The organism is Streptomyces sp. NBC_00212 (assembly GCF_045206365.1).
In the GTDB taxonomy this organism is placed as follows: domain Bacteria; phylum Actinomycetota; class Actinomycetes; order Streptomycetales; family Streptomycetaceae; genus Streptomyces.
This window is the reverse complement of the sequence record NZ_CP108115.1, coordinates 7,819,860-7,839,804: the sequence shown is the minus strand read 5'-3', so window position 1 is coordinate 7,839,804 and position 19,945 is coordinate 7,819,860. Positions and strand designations below refer to the sequence as shown.

Genomic DNA, 19,945 nt, shown 5'->3' with positions numbered 1-19,945 from the left:
GCTCCGTCATGTGAGGGCCTGTGCCTGACCCCGCCCGGATCAGGCGCAGGCCCTCAGCGGGCGGCTACCTCAGGAGCCATTGCCTGGTCAGCTCCATCACCTCCGCGCGACTGCGACCCGCGTGGTCGGCGGCGATGAAGTGCTCGCCGATCCGCAGCGAGAAGGCGAGCATCGAGCGGGCCTCGACCTCGACCTCGTCGGAACAGAGGGCACCGAACAGCGAGCGCAGGTACTCCATCCGCCGGTTGTCGACGCGTCTCAGTCGCCGCGCGACGTCGTCGTCGCGCCGGGCCCAGTCCCGGATGGCGAGCTCGGCCACGACGCCCATCGTGGGCCCCCGGCCCGCCACGGCGATGGCGAACAGCCGCTCCAGCTTGGCCCTGGCGTCTCCCCCGCCGCTCTCGACCCGCTCGATCACCGCTTCGGCCACCTCGCGCTCCCAGGTGTCGAGCATCTCGGTGAGCAGGGCGCCCCGGTTCTTGAAGTAGCCGTAGAAGCCGCCCTTGCTCACCCCGAGGGACTGCGCCAGGGACTCGATCCGGACCGCCTCCGGGCCACCGGCGGACAGCGCCCGCAGTCCCTCTTCGATCCACTTGCCACGCGGCGTGCGAGTCGCGCCCATGCTGTGTCTCCCCTCACGCCGACCGTCATCTATACGGTGCCGTATATTCGGTGCTAGCATCGATCTATACGGCATCGTATAGATAGGGGCCCGTTCATGAAACTCCCCGCAACCGCGCACACGTCCCGCCCCTGGCGGATCCACGAGATCGCGGCCGACTTCACGCTTGAGGACGTGTGGGCGCTGCCGACACCGGGCCGCCCGGACGAACTCGACCGCCTGGTACGCCAGTTCACCCAGGGCGACGACGCAAGCGCCTCCTCGCCCGTGCAGCGCTTCCTCTTCGCGGTCCGCCGGAAGCTCGGCGCACTGCTCGGCTGGGACAAGCCCGGCGAGGGCGTGGGCACCCGGGTGCCCACCCTGCGCGACCGGCTTCCGGCGGACCTCCGCGAGGGGCCGCAGGGACCGGCGTTCCGCTCGGCGCCGTTCACTTCCGTCTATCAGACGCACGACGAGTGGGCGGCCGAGATGGCCAACAAGACGGTGCAGGCGGTGCTGCACATCGGCTGGGTCCCGGACGGATCCGGCGGCTACCACGGCCAGATGGCCGTCCTGGTGAAGCCGAACGGGCTCTTCGGCACCCTGTACATGGCAAGCATCAAGCCCTTCCGGTACGTCTGGGTGTACCCGGCGCTGATCCGGTCGATCGGAGCCGAGTGGGAGTCCAACTCCCGGGACTCCACGGCCAGTTGACGTCTTGAGCAGTCGGCATCGGGCCACTGCGGCCGGTTGGCGGTGACGAGCCGGGCGAGCGCCCTGGCGGCGGGCGGCTCCGGATCAGAGGATTCCGAGCAGCCGTCCCAGGGTTCCCCCGAGGACGAGGTCGCGTAGTTCCCCGGGCGGGGTGACGCGCTCGACGGTCGTGCGGGCGAGCAGGGGGTCGCCGTAGGGCGCGTCCGAGCCGAAGAGGGTGCGCCCGGGGAGTTCCTGGATGGCCAGCTTCACCGCGAAGACGATGTTGGCGGTGGAGAGTTCCAGGTACATGTTCGGCGTGTCCCGGGCCAGTTCGATGGCGGTCATCCAGTTGAGCCCGCCGAGCTGGCTCACGATCAGCGGCACTTTCGGGTGGCGCGTGGCGAGCTCGGACAGGGTGTGGAGGTCCTCGGCGGTGGTCGGCGCGAAGCCGTGCACGACGACGGGCAGTCCGCCGTGGTCGTGTGCGGCCTCCATCACCGGGGCGAGTCGGTCGGCCTGTCCGGGCGGCGGGGTCAGTTCTCCGATGCCGTGCAGCCGACTTTGGACGATGTCCCGCTCGACCGCCGCCGCGATCTGCTCCGCGGGCAGATCCAGGCGCACGGAACCGAACCCGATGAAGCGTTCCGGGTGGGCGGCCAGCGCCGCGTCCAGTTCCCGTCGCGCGGTGCGGTATCCGTCGTCACGGTCGTCCTTTCCGCTCAGGGCCCGGTCCAGGGCGCCCATCTCGTGGCGCAGGGACGGCAGGTCGGTGGCGCGTTCGGGGTGGGGCCGGGTTCCGAAGAGCACGGCACGGTCCACGCCTGCCTCGTCCAGGAGGCGCAGATGGGCCTCGACCGGATCGTGGACATGCCCATGGGCGTCGATGATCACTGTTCGTCCTCTCGGCGACGGGCCGCGGGAATGCGGCCGACGGGCCCACTGTTGCTCCTTGACACTGTTGGAAGGTCAAGCGTGGAAGGACGGGCGGGCGTGCTCATCGGTGAGTTGGCCGAGCGGACCGGGACCAGCGAGCGCCTGCTGCGCTACTACGAACGCATGGGTCTGCTCAGGCCGCAGCGCCGGCCCAACGGCTACCGGTTCTACGATCGTGGCGCCGAGGAATCCGTGGTCCGGATCCGAGCGCTGCTCGCCGCCGGGCTGCCGACCCGCGTCATTCGCCAAGTCCTCCCCTGTACGGCCGAGAACGCCTCGGTGCTGCCGTGTCCCGGCGTACTGGACGCCCTGCGCGGGCAGTTGACCGCGCTGGACGAACGGTCGGCCCGGATCGCCTCCGCGCGAGCGACCCTCGTGCGGACCATCGCTGCCGCGGAAGGGGCCCTGACCTCGGAGGATCCCGAGTCGGCCGCCATGCGGGAGAGGGCCCAGGAGTCGGCGTAGGACCGGCTGTCAGACCCTCCCCCTACGGTGGAGCCATGACGAATTTCGTGCTGGTTGCGGGAGCGTGGCTCGGGTCGTGGGCTTGGGACGAGGTTGTGGTGCCGCTGCGGGCGGGCGGCCACGGCGTCCACCCGTTGACGCTGTCCGGCCTCGCCGAGAAGCAGGGCGTTCCGGCCGGGCAGCAGACCCATGTCCAGGACATCGTCGACGAGGTCGAGCGTCTCGATCTGCGCGATGTCGTCCTGGTCGGGCACAGCTATGCGGGGATTCCGGTCGGGCAGGCCGCCGAGCGCATAGGGGACCGCTTGGCGCGTGTCGTCTTCGTCGACTCCAATGTCCCGGCCGACGGCGACTCGTTCGTGTCCGGCGGTCTCGACTGGCAGGCCGCGGTGGAGGCGTCCATAGCCGAGAACGGCGGCTTCTGGGCGCCGCTCACCGAGCCCGACTTCGAGGCACAGGGGCTGAGCACCGAGCAGATCGCCCGGATCGTGCGCGGCTCGACACCGCACCCGGGCGCCACGCTGACCGAACCGGCGGTGCTGAGCCGCCCGCTCGGCGGACTTCCGGCGACCTACATCAAGTGCCTGCTCGACGGCGCGAAGCCGACCGACGACGTGGCCGAGCTGCTGACCAGCAGGCATTGGCGCCTGGCCGAGATGGACACCGGCCACTGGCCGATGCTCTCCCGGCCGGCCGAGCTGGCAGACATCCTCCTCGGCGAAGCAGGGAGGTGACGGAAGCGGCCCGCACCCCCACGGTCGGCGCCGGGCCGTCCCGTAGCCGGGACGGGCTGCGTGGCGTACGACGGGCATCGTGGCGGGCTCCGGGCTGCCCGCCGCTCCAGTAGCACGCTCCTCATTTGTTTCCCTCAAGTTTCCTCCCAGCCCCTGTACATACAGCTACCCGCCAGTAGTGTGTGGCCGCACGGTCGTGGCCGAAAGCTGCCGTGCCATCAACTGTCAGTGCCACCAGGGGGATACCCATGCGCGGGATGAGCCGCCGTCAGTTCGTTTCCAGGATGACCGCCGCTGCCGCAGGGGCCGCCCTGTGGTCGGCGACGGCGCAGGACCGGGCGCTGGCGGCCACGGCCGCGCGGGCGGTACGGATCGGCGGGACCACGCTGGAACAGGCCGCGATGCCGGTCGGCAGCGGCGCGTACAAGCGCCTCGTGGCCGGACCGGGCTGGCCGCTGGTGGTCCGCGGCGAGCTGGCCGCGGCCGGTCCCGGTCGGGACGACCGCCGGACCGGGCTCGCCTCCTTCGTCCAGTTCACCGACCTGCACCTGGCGGACACCGAGTCGCCGGTGCGGTTCGAGTACCTGGCTCAGTTCAACGACAGCGCGTACCGCCCGCAGGAAGCCCTGACGGTGCGCGGCGCCTCGTCACTGGTCGAGCGGGTCAACGCGGTGCGCCAAGGCCCGTACACGGGGCTGCCGTTCGGCATGGTGATGGCCACCGGCGACAACACCGACAACCACGAACTCATCGAGCTCGACTGGTACCTGTCCGTCATGAGCGGTGGCCGGATCACCCCGAGCAGCGGCGACCCCTCACGCTACGAGGGCGTGCAGAACTCCGGGAACGCGGACTACTGGAACCCGGAGCTGTCGTTCCAGGACAGCTACAAGGCCAAGGGGCTCCCGCAGATCCCCGGCTTCCTGTCGGGCGCGGGCCGCGCCTTCGACGCACCCGGCCTGAGCGTGCCCTGGTACACGACCGTCGGCAACCACGACGACAGCATCGAGGGCAGCCTGCCGGACCTCGGTCTGCTGAACGACCTGTACACCGGCGACCGGAAGATCGAGGGCTGCGACGACGCCACCGCGGCCAAGCTCGCCTACGCCCTGCAGCACGACCCGGCCCAAGCCGTAATCCTGGTGGGCAAGTTGCTCGGCAACGGCGGTGCGATACGCAAGGTCACCCCCGACGAGCGCCGTCGCCCCTTCACCCCGGCCGAGTTCGCCAAGGCGCACCTGAACCCGGCGTACACCGGCGCCGGGCCGGTCGGCCACGGCTTCACCTCGGACGCGGCGAGCAGCGGGCACCTGTACTACACGTTCCCGCTCGCGGGCGGCGTGCTCGGCATCAGCCTGGACACCACCAACAGGGCCGGTTTCGCGGACGGTTCACTCGGCACGGCGCAGCTCAACTGGCTCGAATCGGTGCTGAAGTCGCACAGCAGCCGCTGGTACGACACCGACGGGCACGTGGTGCGCGGCGGGTCGAGCGACTCGCTCATCGTCCTGTTCAGCCACCACACCAGCACCACCATGGGCAACCTGCTGCCCGACCCGTACCACCCCTTCGAGGGGCGCCACGACGGCAATGCCCTGGTCGCGCTGCTCCAGCGCTATCCGAACGTGGTGGCCTGGGTCAACGGCCACACCCACGAGAACCGCATCACCCCGCACGGCCACGCGGTTCCGGAGCGCGCCTTCTGGGAGATCAACACCGCGTCCCACGTCGACTATCCGCAGCACGCCCGGATCATCGAGATAGCCGACAACGGCGACGGCACGCTGTCGCTGTTCACCACCCTCATCGAGTCCGCCGCGCCCTACACGACGGACTTCGCGGACACCTCCGACCGGGGCCTGGCGGCCCTGTACCGCGAGCTGTCGTACAACGACCCGTATGCCACTCCGGCCGCCAAGCTCGGCTCCTCCGCCGACCACAACACCGAGCTGGTCCTGGCCCACCCGGGCAAGTAGCGGCACGCTGCGGACCCGGCGGCTCGGCCTCGGGTCCGGCGAGCGGGCCGGCGGGCCCCCGGGGAGCAGCCCGGTCCTCCGACGGACGTGCCCGCCTGGCGGGGCGGTCGGGCGGGCGTTCCACTGGGAGGGCCGACAGCCGTAACGTCATCCGACGAGGGAGTACACCCGCCATGGCGGACACCCACCACGTTCTGCTGATCTCGTTCACCGATCCGGCGCGCTGCCGGTCGGCCTTCGCGGAGGCCGTCTCTCTGCCGGGCCTGCGCCAGGCCGCCATTCTGGAGCGCTCGGCCGAGGGCTTGCTCGACGTGCCGGACAACCATGTGCGCGGCGCCGGGGTGCCCACGGTGGGCGGCGGCCTTGTGGGCGGTCTCGTGGGGCTGCTCGGCGGACCGATCGGCGTGCTGCTGGGCAGCGCGGCAGGAGCCACGCTGGCCAACGCGGCGGAGAACCGTCAGCTCCTGGAGGACGGCGCCGGCCTCATCGTGCTGAGCAGCAGGGTCGAGGACGGCACGGCCATGCTGGTCCTCGATCTGCACGAGTCCGCGCCGGAGCCCGCCGACGAACTGGCCCGGCGCCACGACGGCACCCTGCAACGCCTGTCCGCCAAGGAGTTCACCGCCCAGGTCGAGGCCGCCGAGCGGGCGGCGCAGAACACCGAGAAGGCTTGAGAGCACGGTCGGCCTGCGACAGCCGAGCCACGAGGGCAGGTGTGCGCCACGCTCAATGGCCTTGTGCCATACGGGAGTTGAGGACTTTCGCGATGGACGGAGCGCTGCCCGTCCGCGTCCAGAATCGACCTGTACAGGACACCTGCCCGCTGCCATGGTGAGGGCAGCAGCGAGAGACCGGTCTCCCTGGCAGCATGAGCGGCCCCGGCCGCTCGGCCCCGAACGCACCACCACCCGCTCCCGGTGCGCACCACCACTGGCAGGGCAGCCGTCGCGGGAGTTCCAGGCCGCCCGTGCCGCCACCGGGAAGGCGCCCGGCGAGTGGGACGACGGTTCCCTGGTACTCCCCCCACCAGGCGAGCCCCTCACTCGCCGGGCCCGCCTTGCCGCCTTCGCCGGATCAGCTCGTGCTCACCTGCTTGCGGTACCGGCCGGGCGCCACTCCGTAGTCCCGCTTGTGCTTGGCCTGCAGCGCGGCTGTGATGGCCGGGTCGTTGAGGGCGGCCGCCCACCCGGTCGGCCCCGCCGGTGGACGCCAAGGAGCGGCAGACCATTGACCGCCTCCGACCATCACATCCGACCCCACCGCTGGCCCCCATCGCGACCGCCACCACCCTCACAGGAATTCGTGTGCAGGCCACCCATCCGCCCGTTACTGTGGACGGTATGAAGGTCATCAGCCGTATCGACAGCGCGACCGCGCGAGCGACCAGCTCGCCGGTTGCCGCCGCCTGACCTCATTCCCCACTCCCCCGGCGACCGGAAACGGCCCGCCGGTGGATCGTCGGATTCATGGTCCGGAATCCCAGTCCTGGATTCCTGCCTCTGAAACTTCTGTCGCGTCCCGTGTCCGCGGTCCCTTTCCGGCTGCCCCACAGCCAAGGACCCGCAGCCATGAACACCATGAACACCGAGCACGTAGTCCGCACGTTCGTCGAGTACTTCGAGGACCGGGGCCACCGGCGCATCACGGGGTCGTCCCTGCTGCCGCCGCCCGGTGACCCCGTGCTGTTCACCACCTCGGGCATGCATCCGCTGACCCCCTATCTGGAGGGGCGGCCCCATCCGCTCGGCCGGCGCCTGGTCAATGTCCAGCGCTGCCTGCGCACCACCGACCTGGAGGAGGTCGGCGACGACACCCACCTGACGGTCTTCGAGATGCTCGGCACCTGGTCCCTCGGCGACTACGGAAGCTCGCAGAGCCTCGGCTGGGGCCACGACCTGCTGGTCAACGGCTTCGGCGTCGATCCGGGACTGCTGTACGCCACGGTCTTCGGCGGCGACGAGCACTCGGGCCCGGACACCGAATCGCTACGCACATGGGAGGAGCTCGGGGTGCCGGTCGAGCTGACCACCGAGGAGAACTGGTGGTCCAACGGCCCCACCGGTCCCTGCGGTCCCGACTCGGAGATCTTCATCTGGACGGGAGACACACCGCCGCGATCCACACCGACCGGAGACGAACGATGGGTGGAGGTGTGGAACCACGTGATGATGCGCCACCGCCGGCGCGGCGACGGCACCCTCGACCTGTTGCCCCGGCCGAACGTCGACACCGGGCTCGGCCTCGAACGGCTCGTCGCCGTCCTCCAGGGCAAGGGATCGGTCTTCGAGACCGACCTGTTCGAGCCGTGGCGGGGCTCGGTGCCTTCGCTCTGGCAGCTGGAGGAGCCGTCGCTGCGGCTGGTCTGCGACCATCTGCGGTCGAGCATCGTCGTGATCGGCGACGGTGTCCTGCCGTCCAACACCGGGCGCGGATACGTCCTGCGGCGGCTGATCCGGCGGGTGCTCACCACGCTGTGGCGGGTCGATCCGTCCCGAACGCTCGGCGACCTGCCCGAGGACCTGGTCCGGCACACGCTGGACCACTTCGGGCAGCACGGGCACACCGGCTCGGTCCGCGACGTACTCCTCGACGAGGAGCGGCGCTTCACCCGGCTCCTCGAACGGGGCCGCCGCGTCCTGTCCCGGCCCCGTTACTCCGGCCCCCTCACCGAGGACGACTACAGCCACCTCCACGACACCCACGGCCTGCCCCGCGACCTCGTACGCGGCCTCCGGGGCGGCACACCGGGCTGCCCCTCGGCGTCGGGGCCGTTGGGGAACGGCCCCGCGCCGACACCTCGAAACCGCCGGAACCGGGCGGCCAGGCACCTGGGCACCCGGACCTTAGACTCGGTGGATGGCAAAGTACTTCGACGTGCACCCCGAGAACCCTCAGCGGCGCACCATCAGCAGTGTGGCGGACAGCATCCGTTCCGGCGCGCTCGTCGCGTACCCGACGGACTCCTGCTACGCGCTGGGGTGCCAGCTGGGCAGTCGTGACGGCATCAACCGGATCCGGTCGATCCGCGAGCTGGACGACCGCCACCACTTCACCCTGGTGTGCCAGAACTTTGCGCAGCTGGGCCAGTTCGTACAGATCGACAACGACGTGTTCCGCGCCATCAAGGCGGCGACGCCCGGCAGTTACACCTTCATCCTGCCCGCGACGAGGGAGGTACCGCGCCAACTGCTGCATCCGAAGAAGAAGACGGTCGGGGTGCGGATCCCCGACCACGCCGTCGCTCAGGCCCTCCTCGCCGACCTCGGCGAACCGCTGCTGTCCAGCACTCTCCTCCTGCCCGACGAGGACGAGCCGATGACGCAGGGCTGGGAGATCAAGGAGCGCCTCGATCACGTGGTGGACGCGGTCCTCGACTCCGGGGACTGCGGCACCGAGCCGACCACGGTGATCGACTTCTCGAACGGCGAGCTCGAAATCGTACGCCGGGGAGCGGGCGACACCTCGCGCTTCGAGTAGTCGCCCGCGCCCGGGCGCTCGTCGTACCGCGGCGTCGGTCAGTCGCGGCGTGGCCCGATGACGCCGCTGCCGTCGTGCACCGTGATCGCCTGGGCGGGGCAGGCGTCGGCGACGTCCAGGATGCGTTCGTCCGGCTCGATCCCCTCCGGCAGCACTCGCGTGTGCTCGCCGTCCAGCGCGAACACGTCGGGGGCCGCTCCGGCGCACATGCCCGAGGCCAGGCAGAGCTGCGGGTCCACGCGTACGCTCCAGGTCATGGCGGTCACCACGCGACCGGCATGACGCGCGGGCCACGGACCAGCATCTCGGACTTCCACGTCACGTCGCCGGCCAGTTTCAGCCCGGGGAAGCGGGTGACGAGGGCGCTGAGGGCTTCCTGGAGTTCCAGCCGGGCCAGCGGGGCGCCCAGGCAGTGGTGGACTCCGTGGCCGAAACCGAGGTGCTGGTTGCCCTCGCGGGCGATGTCGAGCACACCGGGGGCGGTGAAGCGGAGCGCGTCGCGGTTGGCGGCGCCCATCGCGACCAGGACCGGGGTGCCGGCCCGCACCAGCGTGCCGCCCACCTCGACGTCCTCGGTGGCGTACCGGGCCTGGCCGGCCCCGCTGCCCAGCGGTACGAAGCGCAGCAGTTCCTCCACCGCGCCCGCGATGAGCTCGGGCCGGGCCCTGAGCTGCGCCAGCTGGTCGGGGTTTTCCAGCAACGTCAGGGTGAAGTTGGGGATCTGCGACGCGGTGGTCTCGTGTCCGGCCACCAGGACCGCCACGCACAGGTCGACGAGTTCGAGCTCGGTCAGGCGGTCGCCGCCGTCGCGGGCCTCGATGAGCGCGGTCATCAGGTCGTCCTGCGGATCACGGCGGTGCACCTCGATCAACTCGCCCATGTAGGCGCGGAGTTCCTCACGGTTGGCCTCGAACTCGGCGGCGGTGAGCGAGCTGGTGGACAGCGCCGCGTCGCTCCACACCCTGAAGCGCGGGCGGTCCTCGGTGGGCACGCCGAGCATGCGGCAGATCACCGCGACCGGCAGGGGCAGCGCATACATGTCCACGAGGTCGGCGGGCGGCCCGGCCGCTTCCAGGTCGTCGAGCAGGCTCGCGGTGAGTTCGCGGACCTGTGGACGCAGCTTCTCGACCTGGCGGACGGTGAACGCCCGCGCCACCAGCGAGCGCAGCCGGGTGTGATCCGGCGGGTCCATGCCGAGAATCCCGCTGTCGTTGCGCCCCTCGGACTGGCGGGGCTCGTCGTGCGAGGCGCCTTCGGCCCGGCTGAAACGCTGGTCACCGAGGACGAGCCGGGCATCCGCATAACGGGTGACGAGCCAGGCGGACTCGCCGTACGGCAGCTGTACGCGCAACAGACCCGGCAGTTCGCGTACGCGCTCGTACTCCTCGGCGAGCTGGAGTCCGTCGGAGGTGTTGAAGGGATAGGCGAGGGGTGTGGTGTCGGCTGTCGTCACTGCGGCCTCCCGGATGTAAGCAGCTGCTTACAACGGTAGAGGTGCCTCCTGGGGGCGGTCAACGGCGCATTGTGGCCGTTATCCTGACGGGCCGTCTGAGAGGACCTGTGCCGTGGAAGAAGCCCCCGAACCGATGGCCCCCGAATCGCCCGCGCCCGACCCGCCCGCGCCTGACTCGCCCGCTGGTGAGCGCCGCCGCGATGCCGGGGCCACCCGCCGTCGGCTGCTCGACGCCGCCCGGGACCTGTTCGCGGAACGGGGCTACGAAGGGGCGACGGTCCGCGAGATCGCCGAACGGGCGGGCGCCAACCAGGCGTTGCTGTTCCGGTACTTCGGGTCCAAGCAGGGACTGCTCACGGAGGTCGTCGCGCAGGGTGGCCTGGAGCAGTTGCGCGCCACACCGCCCGAGGAACTCTTCGAGACCGCGCTGCGTTCAATGCTGACCAGCAGCGCGTCGGGGTCGGCCGACCGGTCCCTGGAGGTCTACCTGCGCTCCATGGGGCGCGGCGACGAGGCGACCGGGACACTGCGGGAGCTCGGCGAGCAGTACCAGAGCGCGCTGGCCGCGCTCTCCGGGGCCAAGGACGGTGCCCTGCGCGCGGATCTGGCCATGGCCTGGCTGCTCGGCATCGGGCTCATGCGGACGGTCGTGGCGCGCGAGCCGCTGGCCAGCGCGGACCCGGACACCGTCTGCCGCCTGGTGGTCGACACCCTCGACCACCTCTGGTCCGCACCGGACAGCGAGACGGCCTAGCTCCGTCAACTGGCCCTGTTCTAAGGGCAGATGAGGTCAGCGAGCTCCGCGGGACGGCTCAGCGCGAGGAGGTGTCCGCCGGGCATCGGCTCGATGTCGATGCCGAGGCGCTCCTTGGCGTTGCGTCGCTGGAAGTCGAGCGGGAAGAACCGGTCGTCGCATCCCTGCACGAAGCGGGTCGGGACATCCGGCCAGGCGTTCAGCGGCCAGGGCTGGGCGAAGAGGGCCTCCGCAGGGCCGGCCGGCCCCGCGGCCATCGCCTCTTCGGTCACGGCGGGCGGCACGTCGTGGAAGAAGTCGGTCCGCAGGTCGAACTCCGCCGCCGGGTCGCGGCCCTGCCGCGCGGCGAACGCCGAACGCGCCTCGGCCTGGCCGGTATTGGCCCACCAGTCGCCCGCGGTCTCACCGGGCGCCGGAATCATGGCGTTGACCAGAATCAGCCCGTCGACGGGGACGCGATCGCAGACGAGCGGTGCGAAGAACCCGGCCAGCGACTGCGCGACGAGGACCAGCCCGGGCGAAGCCCCACAGCGGTCCTGGTCGTGTTCGCCGATCGCCCGTACGACGGCGTCGACATGTTCGGCGAGACCCGCCGCGGGGTCGTGCGGCAGATCCAGCGTCACGGCCTCGTGCCCGCGTCCGCGCAGTTCGGGGACGACCAAGTGCCAGTACCAGGCGCGGCCGTCCGCGCCGGGGATGAGTACGTACGTCGTCATGCGCCGCTCCTCGCAGACTGGAAAGCCCCCGGGTCGCGCCGACGGGGTGGGGAAGCCCATCGTCACCCGGGTCGCGCCGACGGGCCACCACCGACACCGCGGGATCCACGCACGTACCGCGCATCGAGGGCGGGAGCGGGCAGGAGCGGGCAGGAGCGGGCAGCGTAGGCAGACGGCGCTCGTCCGGACCGGAGCCGTTCGGGCGGCCCGGTCCGGACGGAGGCGAGGGCTATTCGCTGATCTGGACCGCGCCGGAGGGGCAGAGGTTCCCCGCCTGGCGGGCGGCGGGCTGCTGGGCGCGATCGGGATCGGGCGTGATCACATCCACGAGACCGTCGTCGTCCTGGTCGAAGACGCCGGGCGCGGTCAGCGCGCACAGTCCGGCGCCGACACAGACGTCCCGGTCGGCGGACACTCGCATGGGGGCTCCCTTCTCCCCGGTCACCAGGTGACCGGGAGTTCGTTGACGCCCTGGATCGTCGTGCCCGGGCGCAGCGTCAGCTGATCCACGGGCACGGCCAGGCGCAGGGTGGGAATGCGCTCGAACAGCGCGGTCAGGATGACTTCGAGTTCGAGGCGGGCCAGGTTCTGGCCGAGGCACTGGTGCACCCCGTACCCGAAGGACAGGTGATGGCGGGCCGAGCGGTGCACATCGAAGGCGTCCGGGTTCTCGAACACCGAACTGTCGCGGTTGGCAATGGAGTTGGTGACGATGACGCCCTCGCCCTCCCGGATGAGCTGCCCATCGATCTCGATGTCGGCCGTGGCGACGCGGCCGCCCGCGATGTCCGCGATGGCGAGGTAGCGCAGCAGTTCCTCGACCGCGCCGGGCAGCAGCGTGGGGTCGGCACGCAGGGCGGCGTGCTGGTCGGGGTGTTCGAGCAGGGTGATCACGCTGAGGGAGGTCATCGAGGCCGTGGTCTCGTGACCGGCGACGAGCAGCAGCAGTGCGGTCGAGATCAGCTCCTCGCGGTCGATCTCACCCGCCGCCAACTGGCGTGTCACCAGGTTGTGCAGCAGGCCGGGGCCGGGCTTGGCCTGCATCGTGGTGATCAGCCCGTCCAGGTAGTACTCGAAGTCCTCGCGGGCGGCGATCGCACCGGCCGCGTCCGTCGCCTGCACGAGGCGCCTGCTCGCGTCCTGGAAGAAGTCGTGGTCGGCGTAGGGCACGCCGAGCAACTCGCAGATCACCATGGACGGAACGGGCAGCGCGAACTGGCTGACCAGGTCGGCGGGCGGTCCCGCGGCGAGCATCTGGTCGAGGAAGCCGTGCACGATGCGCTCGACGTCGGGCCGCATGCCCTTGATGCGCTTGACGGTGAATTCGCTGATCGTCATCCGCCGGCGCGGCCCGTGTTCGGGCGGATCCAGGCCGATGAAGGCCGGGCGGACCTGCCGGATGGCCTGGAAACGCGGGGACGTGGCGGGGAATTCGTCGCGGGTGCGGTCCGAGGAAAGGCGCGGGTCGGCGAGCAGCTTCCGCGCTGTCTCGTGCTTGGTGACCACCCAGGCCCTGCGGCCGTCGAAGAGGGTCACGGCGTTCAGCGCGTCGGGCTCGTCCCGTAACTGGCGGTACGACTCGGGCAGTTGGTAGGGGCACGTGCGGTCGGCCGGGAAAGCTGGGGCCTCGCGTGTCTGGATCGCTGCGGCGGTCTCGGTCATGTCGGTCATCGAATACCTCGAAACCTCAGACGTTAAAGAACGGACAGTTCTCTAACTGCGAGGCTAAGCTGTCCCCCATAGAGAACGCAACGGCCCCTATCGGACACACCCGGGAGGCATGGGTGCCCAGCAGCACCGGCCCGGCCACCGAACCATCCGCTGACCACCGCAAAGGGCCGCGCCGCCGCGGCGAGGAACTGGAAAGCGCCATTTTGCGGGCCACCTTGGACGAGCTCGCCGAGGTGGGCTACTCCGCGCTGACCATGGAGCGGGTCGCCGTACGGGCCCGCACGGGCAAAGCGGCCGTCTACCGCCGCTGGCCGAGCCGGGCCCAACTGGTCCTGGACGCCTGCAAGTTGGGCAAGATCTCCGAAGTGGACCTGCCCGACACCGGCGGAATCCGCGGCGACGCGCTGGCCCTGCTGCGGCAGATGGCGGCCACGATGTCCAGCCCGCTCGGCGGGATCATGCGCGGACTCCTCGGGGAGATGACCCGCGATCCCGAGCTGGCCGAGCTGATCCGGGAGCGGATCCATACCGTCCGCCCGTTGGCGGTCGGCGTCATCCTGGAACGGGCCGTCGAGCGCGGCGAGGTCGAGCCATGGGTCCTCTCCTCCCGGCGGGCCACGGTGGCGACGGATCTGCTGCGCAACCATTTCCTGCTGTTCGGCGCGCCCGTGGCGGACGAGGTCATCGTGGACATCGTGGACGACGTGTACCTCCCACTGGTCATGAGCCCGGCCGCGAGCCGGCCGAACAAGGCCGACTAGGACCTGTCATGCCGATCACACGCCCCGCCGGGGTGACTCGACGGAGGACTCGATGAGCGCACTGGAGATGAGTCGCGCGGAGGCGGTGGCGCTCGTGCAGCGGATCATGCAAGCGGACTACGCCTCAGACGACGAGGTAGACGGCTGGCTGAATAGGCTCGACCGAGCCCTGGCGTGCCCGTCCGGCCATGTGAGCGATTTGATCTTCTGGCCGCCGGAGCGGGAGCTCTCGGCTGATGAAGTAGTCGACCAGGCCCTGGCGTATCGGCCAATCGCTTTGTGAGGTCGAACTCAACCCCGAAGCCGGTAAGGCCCATACCGGGTAGCCCCTGAGCCGGTGGCCCGTTACCGTCACCGCGCATTCAGCCGCGCAGCAAAGAGAGTCGCAGCGACCACGGAGTACACCTGCAGCCAATCGCCCGTCACGCCCTGATCCGCGAATGATCTGGCAAGGTGATCCTTCGGCGTGAAGAACGTCAGCGCCCTCCGCGGGTCACAAAGGCTGTGTGAGCTTGTTCCGCTTTGACGGACACCATTGGTGTGGTGGTCAGGCTGCGAGTGCGGTCTCGTATTCGGCGGGACTGCGATAGCCGAGGCTGCTGTGCAGACGGTGCAAGTTGTACCAGCCCTCGATGAAGTCGAAGATCGCGGTGCGGGCGGCGGCCCGGCTGGGCCAGGAGCCGGTGTTGAGCAACTCCCTCTTGATGGTGGCGAAGAACGACTCGGCGAGTGCGTTGTCCCAGCACTGTCCGGTGCGGCCGACTGACAGACGCACCCCCAACTGCTCTGCCAGAACGGCGAATTGCTGGCTGGTGTACTGGGCGAGCCACGATCCGAGTGAAAGATCACCGGCCGGGTGGGGCGGCGCTTGCGGCAGGCGGCCGTGAGGGCATCGGCGACCAGATCGGTCCGCAGGTGGTCGGCCGTTGCCCAGCCGACCACGCGACGGGAAGCGATGTCGATAACGGTGGCCAGATAGAGCCAGCCCTCTTCCGTGGCGATGTAGGTGATGTCGCCGCACCAGCGGGCATCCAGGCTGGCGGGGTCGGGCTGGAAGTCCCGGACGACGAGATCGGGCCGTAGGGCAGCTCGTGGATCGGGGACCGTCGTCTGGTGCCGTCGTCTGCGCTGTCGGCCCTGCAGGCCGGCAGCTCGCATCAGCCGGGCGACACGTCGGCGGCCGCATCCGGCGCCCGCCCGCTTGAGCACGGCATGGACGCGTGGGGCGCCGTAGGTTCCCTGCGATCTCGTGTGGACGTCGGCGATCTGTTCCGTCAGCTCGGCGTCACAGACCGCGCGGGGGCCAGGCTTGGCAGCGCGGCGGGCATAGAAGGCGGTCCGGGAGACCTTCAGCAGTTCACACGCTCGTTTGACGCTGTGACCTGCACGCTTCTCCGCCTCGATGAACGGGTGCACCGTCACCGGGTCTCCTTCGCGAAGAAAGCCGTGGCCCGCTTGAGGATGTCGACGTCCTCACGCAGACGGCGGTTCTCCCGCCGCAGTGCGGCCAGTTCCTCGCGTTCGCTGCTGGTCAGGCCGTCCCGCTCGCCCGCATCGACCTCGGCCTGCTTCACCCAGTCACGCACCGCGGTCTCGGTCAGATCGAAGTCCTTGGCGATCTGACCCACCGAGCGGTCACCGCGTCGGCACAGCTCGACGATCTCCGCCTTGAACTCCGGCGTGAACGAGCGACGAGGGCGAGGCTTCTTCTTCCCATGCTCTCCATGATGGACATCCTCCCGGGGCTGAACCCCTGATCTCGGATGTCCGCCAAAGCGGATCAAGCCCAGTGAGAAGTGCTCTCGCTCAGGCCCCATGGGAGCAGAGCCTCCACAGGGATTCCTTCTAAAGCGAGGCGAGCCCCCTCGGCGAGCCAAGCAGCCCTGGTGGCGGCCGGTGGATGTGTGCAGCCGCGGCGGACGAACAATGCCTGTTCGGTCAGGTTCAGGCCGAGCATGGCGATCAGTGCGCCTTTGGTAGCTGAATCCACGGCCTCAAGTTCCATCAACGGGCCGCCTTCCTGCATCTCGCCGGCCCGCCTGGTGGCGCGGAAGGCAAGCAGGTCCGCATCCCGTTCCCTGCGCTCATTTTCGGAACAGACAGGGACATGCTCGCCTGGCGCGAACGAACTCGGGTCGGACGAGTGCCCCAAGACATGGTGGGCGATCTCATGCGCGATGACGAATCGATAGGCCAGGCCGTTGAGCCGCCAAGCGCCCCGCTGGCCGCGTGGGGACAGCCGCACACCCAATTGGGTTGCCACACCGGAGACCCGCTGATTGGTCGCGTGATAGCGCAGCAGGCCGGTGAGCACATCCGCGTTCTTGTGCATACGGCTCTTCACACTTGCACGCAGCCGCCGCCCATCGAACCATCTGTCGATATAGAGAGCGGCCGCCCCTTGACACCCTCAGCCTGACAATCCGGCGAACCTTCCGCGGCAGGGCACCCGTTCGGCTACAGGTGGAAGATCTGGCCCGCCATGTCCCGGATGGTGTCGGCCAGGGTGTCAGGGGCGTTGAGATGGGCGAAGTGTCCCTGGCGTGGGAGCGTGACGATGCGCGCATCCGGCAGGACTGCCGCCAGGTCAGCCAGACGTTCGCGCAGGTGGGCGGGGCTGAGATCGCCCGCGATGAGGGTCGTCGGTATTTCGAGCGTCGCGAAGCGATCAACACCTGGGCCGAGCGCGTCGATCGCCTCGGTGTCTGCGATCTGTGCCGCCGCGTACGCAGAGAAGGCCGCTCGCACCTGCTGGTCGGCGAACATGGCGTCGACCAGGTTCGCGGGCATGCGGACGATGTCCCGCATGTGGATCCGCATCGCCTCGACCGGATCGCCCCTGTCGAACACGGCGCGAGCACGTGCGCCCGCCGTCCCGGCGAGCAACTCCTTGGTGGGCATCGGCGGTTCGTAGAGGAAGAGTCCGGCGAACGCCGACGGGTCCAGCAATGCGGCTTCCAGTGCGGCGACGGCGCCCGAGGAATGCCCCACGAGGAGCACAGGGGGCTCCAGGAGACCCGCGACGGCGACGATGTCGGCTGCCTCGATGGCCATCGAGTGAGGTAGTTCGATGTGTGCTTCGGGCACATAGATCCGTCGTCGGATCCTGACAACACGGAAGTCATCAGAGAGGTGGCGTGCGACACCGTCCCAGGTCGTCACATCTCCGCCGCCTGGGTGGACCACCAGCAGGTTCGGACCGGATCCGTCGTCGAGAGCGGTGATGGGCCAGCCGTCATCAGATGACGCGAGAAGCTCAGTCATGCGCACAAGCTTGTACCTGTCTACCGACATCGCACCGACAGACTGCCGACATCCCGTGCCGCCGACGGCAGTCGGCCGTCTCAGCCGAGAGCCACCCGTCCGGAACCTCAGAAGCGGACAGCAACCCGGTGAACCTTCCCAGTCACAGCCCCTGACAAGGGGTTCGCCCTGGCCGATGCACTCGATGCGCTGGGTTGGCCCACTGGAGTGAGTCGTCGAGGAGCAGTCCAGCGGCCTGACACGCTGACGTTGCCGGGATGGCGGCGGCACGCTCCGCCGTCATCGGTCATTTCGGCGTCGTGAGCGCTTGAGCTGCGCGCAGACGGCTGACGACGCAGCCGGCCCGGTCTCCTGCGTCGCCCGGACAGCACCTAGTCGCCGGGCGCCCCGCCCATCATCCTGAGCATCCCCATCCCTCCGGTCCGGAAGAAACGTACGACCAGGGCGGCCGCAAGCACAAGGAACACGAGGTTGAGCCAGGTCGTGTAGTTCCAGGCGACGCCCGCCATGGGGATGGTGGCCGAGCGCCGGTCGGGTACCAGGCCGAGGCCGCCGAAGGTGAACTCCACGACGTACCCGGCGACGACCATCGCCAGATAGAACGTGCCGAGGAGGAAGGCGGCCATACGGGCGCCGTAGTACTTCCGGTAGATGGCGAGGATCGGCAGGATCAACAGGTCCGCGAAGATGAACGCGACCACCCCGCCGAAACTGATCCCGCCCTTCCAGAGGACCACCGCCAGTGGCACGTTGCCGATGGAGCACGCGAACGAGGCGATGGCGACGAGCGGGCCGATCAGCGGCCCCCAGATCCTGGCCGCCAGCGGATGCCCGTCGAAGAAGAACGTACGCCAGAAGGCGTCCGGCACCCATGCGGCGATCGCGCCCGCGACGACCAGACCGACTACGAGATCGCGCAGGATCGCCGCCCACTCCATGACGAAGACGTGCGCGGTGGCCGTGAACCCCTCGGCCGAGAACAGCCGCCCGGCGAACGAGCCTTCCTTCTGTACGGACATGTCCATCGCGGCATGCCCCTCCATCGAGCCGGCCAGACCGCGCTCGGCCTGTTCCCTGGCCCGGCTCAGCAGCCCCTCCCGCAAAAAGAGACGGAACAGCACCGCGAGCAGCACGATCATGAGGGGGCCGCCGACGAACTCGGCCGCCGTGAACTGCCAGCCCATCAACAGGGCCAGGATTACCCCGAGTTCGACGACGAGGTTGGTCGAGGCGATCTCGAAGGCCATCGCCGCGGTGAAGTGGGCGCCCTTGCGGAACAGCGAGCGGGCGAGCGCGACGGCGGCATACGAGCAGGAGGACGAGGCCGCGCCGAGCCCGGCCGCAAGCGCGAGGGTGCGCGGCCGGTCGTCGCCGAGCAGTGCGACGACGGTGGACCTGCGCACCACCGCCTGCACGACGGCGGACAGGGCGAAGCCCAGGACCAGGGCCCAGGTGATCTCCCAGCTCATGGAGCCGGCGATGCGCAGGGCGTGCAGTACGGCATCCATGGGCGTGCCTTCCGCGAGGAGGGGCGTGGGCCGGGTGGGTCGCGCGGCGTACGGGAGAGTTGGGGTTCCGGGCCCTCACCGGGACGAAGACCCAGAACCCGATTCGCTGTTATCTGTTGGTGGCTATCCGATATCTGTTATCTGCCATCTGTTGTCCGCAATCTGTCAGCCGTCGGCTGATAACCGACGGCTGACCTCCGACAGCCGACAACTGGCGGCCGCACGCCACTACTTGAGCCGGTCGACGATCTTGTTCATCTGCTCGATCTCCGCGTTCTGGGCGGCGATGACGTTGCCCGCGAGCCTCTTCGCGTCGGGGTTGCCGCCGTTCTTCTGCTCGTCCTTGGCCATGGTGACCGCGCCCTGGTGGTGGCCGATCATCAGCTGGGCGAACTTCTTGTCGAAGTCCCTGCCCTTGGCGGACTTGAGGTCACTCAAGTCCTGGTCGGACATCATCCCGGGCATGCCGGACGAGCCGTGGTTCATCCCGGGCATGTCCCCCATCGACGACGAGGCCGAGGGCAGCGGCTTGCCCCACGCCTTCAGCCAGCCCTTCATCGTGTTGATCTCGGGGTCCTGAGCCTTCTCGATCGCGGAGGCCAGGCTCTTGACCTCGGAGTCGGCGGCGCGGCCGTCGGCGAGCCGGGCCATCTCGATGGCCTGCTGGTGGTGCGGGATCATCTGCTGAGCGAACGTCACGTCCGCGTCGTTGAAGGCGCCGCCCGGGGACGAGGTACCGGAGGACGGGACGCCGCTGGCCCCGTGGTTCATCCCGGGCGTGGCCGAACCGTCGGGCTTGGAGCTGTCGGAGGAGCCGCAGGCGGCCAGCGCCAGGGCGAGGGCGGCGACGGTGCCGGCGGCCGCGAGCATGCGGCGACGGGCGGCGGAGGAACGGGAAACGGACATCAAAGGGTTCTTTCCAGGTGGCCACGCCCA

At 69.7% G+C, this 19,945-nt stretch carries 22 protein-coding genes and 2 pseudogenes; 10 read left to right on the top strand and 14 right to left on the bottom strand.

The window, feature by feature from the left end; translation table 11 throughout:
• Positions 1-64: 64 nt before the first annotated feature.
• On the bottom strand, positions 65-622 hold the full coding sequence (locus tag OHA17_RS35770) for a TetR/AcrR family transcriptional regulator (protein WP_406509944.1): 558 nt from the start codon (positions 620-622) through the stop codon (positions 65-67).
• Positions 623-718: 96 nt separating this feature from the next.
• Here OHA17_RS35770 and OHA17_RS35765 point away from each other — a divergent pair, with 96 nt between their 5' ends.
• Positions 719-1,315 (top strand): DUF2867 domain-containing protein, encoded by a 597-nt coding sequence (locus tag OHA17_RS35765; RefSeq protein WP_406509943.1) that lies wholly within the window; start codon positions 719-721, stop codon positions 1,313-1,315.
• A gap of 84 nt (positions 1,316-1,399) precedes the next feature.
• Here OHA17_RS35765 and OHA17_RS35760 read toward each other — a convergent pair whose 3' ends face one another.
• Positions 1,400-2,188, bottom strand: a complete 789-nt coding sequence (locus OHA17_RS35760) for an amidohydrolase family protein (protein WP_406509942.1) — start codon at positions 2,186-2,188, stop codon at positions 1,400-1,402.
• A gap of 81 nt (positions 2,189-2,269) precedes the next feature.
• On the opposite strand from OHA17_RS35760, the gene OHA17_RS35755 reads away from it, so the two are divergent.
• The 6 genes and pseudogenes from OHA17_RS35755 to OHA17_RS35730 all read left to right on the top strand — a co-directional run bounded on the left by OHA17_RS35755 (position 2,270) and on the right by OHA17_RS35730 (position 8,882).
• The gene (locus tag OHA17_RS35755) at positions 2,270-2,695 is read left to right on the top strand and encodes a MerR family transcriptional regulator (RefSeq protein ID WP_406509941.1); all 426 of its coding nucleotides are present in this window, start codon (positions 2,270-2,272) and stop codon (positions 2,693-2,695) included.
• Between the two features lie 35 nt (positions 2,696-2,730).
• Positions 2,731-3,429, top strand: coding sequence for an alpha/beta fold hydrolase (locus OHA17_RS35750; RefSeq protein ID WP_406509940.1), 699 nt, complete (start codon positions 2,731-2,733; stop codon positions 3,427-3,429).
• Between the two features lie 248 nt (positions 3,430-3,677).
• Positions 3,678-5,405, top strand: coding sequence for a TIGR03767 family metallophosphoesterase (locus OHA17_RS35745; RefSeq protein WP_406509939.1), 1,728 nt, complete (start codon positions 3,678-3,680; stop codon positions 5,403-5,405).
• Between the two features lie 173 nt (positions 5,406-5,578).
• A complete protein-coding gene (locus tag OHA17_RS35740; RefSeq protein WP_406509938.1) occupies positions 5,579-6,079 on the top strand; it encodes a histidine kinase in 501 nt (166 codons plus the stop codon).
• 903 nt (positions 6,080-6,982) lie between these two features.
• A pseudogene (locus OHA17_RS35735) lies at positions 6,983-8,146 on the top strand (alanine--tRNA ligase-related protein); the annotation flags it as partial.
• Between the two features lie 115 nt (positions 8,147-8,261).
• The gene (locus OHA17_RS35730; RefSeq protein WP_053726835.1) at positions 8,262-8,882 is read left to right on the top strand and encodes an L-threonylcarbamoyladenylate synthase; all 621 of its coding nucleotides are present in this window, start codon (positions 8,262-8,264) and stop codon (positions 8,880-8,882) included.
• Between the two features lie 38 nt (positions 8,883-8,920).
• Here OHA17_RS35730 and OHA17_RS35725 read toward each other — a convergent pair whose 3' ends face one another.
• Together OHA17_RS35725 and OHA17_RS35720 are read right to left on the bottom strand one after the other, a co-directional pair.
• Positions 8,921-9,139: a ferredoxin gene (locus tag OHA17_RS35725; protein ID WP_406509937.1), complete on the bottom strand. Its 219-nt coding sequence runs from the start codon at positions 9,137-9,139 to the stop codon at positions 8,921-8,923.
• Between the two features lie 5 nt (positions 9,140-9,144).
• Entirely contained in the window at positions 9,145-10,335 is a 1,191-nt protein-coding gene (locus tag OHA17_RS35720; RefSeq protein WP_398875297.1) for a cytochrome P450, read from the bottom strand.
• A gap of 133 nt (positions 10,336-10,468) precedes the next feature.
• Here OHA17_RS35720 and OHA17_RS35715 point away from each other — a divergent pair, with 133 nt between their 5' ends.
• Positions 10,469-11,089, top strand: coding sequence for a TetR/AcrR family transcriptional regulator (locus OHA17_RS35715; protein WP_406509936.1), 621 nt, complete (start codon positions 10,469-10,471; stop codon positions 11,087-11,089).
• A 20-nt stretch (positions 11,090-11,109) separates the two neighbouring features.
• Here the strand turns inward: OHA17_RS35715 and OHA17_RS35710 are convergent, their stop codons facing one another.
• The 3 genes from OHA17_RS35710 to OHA17_RS35700 all read right to left on the bottom strand — a co-directional run bounded on the left by OHA17_RS35710 (position 11,110) and on the right by OHA17_RS35700 (position 13,467).
• Positions 11,110-11,805, bottom strand: coding sequence for an alpha/beta fold hydrolase (locus OHA17_RS35710; protein ID WP_406509935.1), 696 nt, complete (start codon positions 11,803-11,805; stop codon positions 11,110-11,112).
• 229 nt (positions 11,806-12,034) lie between these two features.
• A complete protein-coding gene (locus OHA17_RS35705; protein WP_406509934.1) occupies positions 12,035-12,226 on the bottom strand; it encodes a ferredoxin in 192 nt (63 codons plus the stop codon).
• A gap of 20 nt (positions 12,227-12,246) precedes the next feature.
• The gene (locus OHA17_RS35700) at positions 12,247-13,467 is read right to left on the bottom strand and encodes a cytochrome P450 (protein ID WP_406509933.1); all 1,221 of its coding nucleotides are present in this window, start codon (positions 13,465-13,467) and stop codon (positions 12,247-12,249) included.
• A 122-nt stretch (positions 13,468-13,589) separates the two neighbouring features.
• Between OHA17_RS35700 and OHA17_RS35695 the strand changes: the two genes are divergently transcribed.
• Positions 13,590-14,237 carry a TetR/AcrR family transcriptional regulator gene (locus tag OHA17_RS35695; RefSeq protein ID WP_406509932.1) on the top strand — a complete coding sequence of 216 codons (648 nt, stop codon included), beginning with the start codon at positions 13,590-13,592 and terminating at the stop codon, positions 14,235-14,237.
• Positions 14,238-14,289: 52 nt separating this feature from the next.
• Positions 14,290-14,520 (top strand): e9imm peptide, encoded by a 231-nt coding sequence (locus OHA17_RS35690; protein WP_406509931.1) that lies wholly within the window; start codon positions 14,290-14,292, stop codon positions 14,518-14,520.
• Between the two features lie 264 nt (positions 14,521-14,784).
• Here OHA17_RS35690 and OHA17_RS35685 read toward each other — a convergent pair whose 3' ends face one another.
• The 7 genes and pseudogenes from OHA17_RS35685 to OHA17_RS35655 all read right to left on the bottom strand — a co-directional run bounded on the left by OHA17_RS35685 (position 14,785) and on the right by OHA17_RS35655 (position 19,915).
• A complete protein-coding gene (locus OHA17_RS35685; protein ID WP_406509930.1) occupies positions 14,785-15,012 on the bottom strand; it encodes a transposase in 228 nt (75 codons plus the stop codon).
• A gap of 53 nt (positions 15,013-15,065) precedes the next feature.
• Positions 15,066-15,653 (bottom strand): annotated as a pseudogene (locus OHA17_RS35680) (IS3 family transposase); the annotation flags it as partial.
• Positions 15,654-15,655: 2 nt separating this feature from the next.
• Positions 15,656-16,054, bottom strand: coding sequence for a transposase (locus tag OHA17_RS35675; protein WP_406509929.1), 399 nt, complete (start codon positions 16,052-16,054; stop codon positions 15,656-15,658).
• Entirely contained in the window at positions 16,018-16,569 is a 552-nt protein-coding gene (locus OHA17_RS35670; RefSeq protein WP_406509928.1) for a hypothetical protein, read from the bottom strand. The genes OHA17_RS35675 and OHA17_RS35670 overlap by 37 nt, the downstream gene beginning before the upstream one ends.
• A gap of 125 nt (positions 16,570-16,694) precedes the next feature.
• Complete coding sequence (locus OHA17_RS35665; protein WP_406509927.1) at positions 16,695-17,501, bottom strand: alpha/beta fold hydrolase; 807 nt, start codon at positions 17,499-17,501, stop codon at positions 16,695-16,697.
• A 371-nt stretch (positions 17,502-17,872) separates the two neighbouring features.
• Positions 17,873-19,009 carry a permease gene (locus OHA17_RS35660; RefSeq protein WP_406509926.1) on the bottom strand — a complete coding sequence of 379 codons (1,137 nt, stop codon included), beginning with the start codon at positions 19,007-19,009 and terminating at the stop codon, positions 17,873-17,875.
• 228 nt (positions 19,010-19,237) lie between these two features.
• On the bottom strand, positions 19,238-19,915 hold the full coding sequence (locus OHA17_RS35655) for a DUF305 domain-containing protein (protein WP_406509925.1): 678 nt from the start codon (positions 19,913-19,915) through the stop codon (positions 19,238-19,240).
• Positions 19,916-19,945 lie beyond the last annotated feature (30 nt).

Excerpts from the sequence above, each read along its gene's own strand:
- OHA17_RS35770 (WP_406509944.1), bottom strand. The coding sequence starts at position 622 with ATGGGCGCGACTCGCACGCCGCGTGGCAAGTGGATCGAAGAGGGACTG.
- OHA17_RS35765 (WP_406509943.1), top strand. The coding sequence starts at position 719 with ATGAAACTCCCCGCAACCGCGCACACGTCCCGCCCCTGGCGGATCCAC.
- OHA17_RS35750 (WP_406509940.1), top strand. The coding sequence starts at position 2,731 with ATGACGAATTTCGTGCTGGTTGCGGGAGCGTGGCTCGGGTCGTGGGCT.
- OHA17_RS35745 (WP_406509939.1), top strand. The coding sequence starts at position 3,678 with ATGCGCGGGATGAGCCGCCGTCAGTTCGTTTCCAGGATGACCGCCGCT.
- OHA17_RS35740 (WP_406509938.1), top strand. The coding sequence starts at position 5,579 with ATGGCGGACACCCACCACGTTCTGCTGATCTCGTTCACCGATCCGGCG.
- OHA17_RS35730 (WP_053726835.1), top strand. The coding sequence starts at position 8,262 with ATGGCAAAGTACTTCGACGTGCACCCCGAGAACCCTCAGCGGCGCACC.
- OHA17_RS35725 (WP_406509937.1), bottom strand. The coding sequence starts at position 9,139 with ATGACCTGGAGCGTACGCGTGGACCCGCAGCTCTGCCTGGCCTCGGGC.
- OHA17_RS35715 (WP_406509936.1), top strand. The coding sequence starts at position 10,469 with ATGGCCCCCGAATCGCCCGCGCCCGACCCGCCCGCGCCTGACTCGCCC.
- OHA17_RS35710 (WP_406509935.1), bottom strand. The coding sequence starts at position 11,805 with ATGACGACGTACGTACTCATCCCCGGCGCGGACGGCCGCGCCTGGTAC.
- OHA17_RS35705 (WP_406509934.1), bottom strand. The coding sequence starts at position 12,226 with ATGCGAGTGTCCGCCGACCGGGACGTCTGTGTCGGCGCCGGACTGTGC.
- OHA17_RS35700 (WP_406509933.1), bottom strand. The coding sequence starts at position 13,467 with ATGACCGAGACCGCCGCAGCGATCCAGACACGCGAGGCCCCAGCTTTC.
- OHA17_RS35690 (WP_406509931.1), top strand. The coding sequence starts at position 14,290 with ATGAGCGCACTGGAGATGAGTCGCGCGGAGGCGGTGGCGCTCGTGCAG.
- OHA17_RS35675 (WP_406509929.1), bottom strand. The coding sequence starts at position 16,054 with ATGGGGCCTGAGCGAGAGCACTTCTCACTGGGCTTGATCCGCTTTGGC.
- OHA17_RS35670 (WP_406509928.1), bottom strand. The coding sequence starts at position 16,569 with ATGCACAAGAACGCGGATGTGCTCACCGGCCTGCTGCGCTATCACGCG.
- OHA17_RS35665 (WP_406509927.1), bottom strand. The coding sequence starts at position 17,501 with ATGACTGAGCTTCTCGCGTCATCTGATGACGGCTGGCCCATCACCGCT.
- OHA17_RS35660 (WP_406509926.1), bottom strand. The coding sequence starts at position 19,009 with ATGGATGCCGTACTGCACGCCCTGCGCATCGCCGGCTCCATGAGCTGG.
- OHA17_RS35655 (WP_406509925.1), bottom strand. The coding sequence starts at position 19,915 with ATGTCCGTTTCCCGTTCCTCCGCCGCCCGTCGCCGCATGCTCGCGGCC.